Source organism: Thalassobacterium sedimentorum (genome assembly GCF_031127905.1).
Lineage (GTDB): Bacteria > Verrucomicrobiota > Verrucomicrobiia > Opitutales > Coraliomargaritaceae > Thalassobacterium > Thalassobacterium sedimentorum.
On the sequence record NZ_JARXIC010000164.1, the window covers coordinates 1 to 305 of the forward strand.

The 305-nt window shown below is 53.4% G+C and carries 1 protein-coding gene; it reads right to left on the minus strand.

Annotation, left to right across the window (positions count from 1 at the left end):
• Nucleotides 1–305, minus strand: a 305-nt coding sequence (locus QEH59_RS19185) for a hypothetical protein (RefSeq protein ID WP_308986935.1), incomplete at both ends; no start/stop codon positions are given.

The following is a 305-nucleotide window of genomic DNA, read 5'->3' on the forward strand; positions in this document are numbered from 1 at the left end:
ACCAAGGTTGAGTTTGCGTCGTAGCTGATGCCCATGAGTTCGGAATTTTTGTTATATGCCAGCGCAGTCTGTTCCGATGGTACCTGGTAATCGAGGGTCCAATTTTGTCCAGTTTCTGATTTGCAGATCACACCGTTCCATCCTCCGATAGTCATGTCGTAGCTCGCGCCGACGGCATAAAAGGCATCGCCAGTCCAAATAATGTCTTGAAAGTTCGTGTTGGCGGCGACGCCAGAGAGCGGCTGCTTGGTCCATGTCGCCCCGTCGACAGAGCGTAGTATGGTGCCATTGGCGCCGACTGCGAC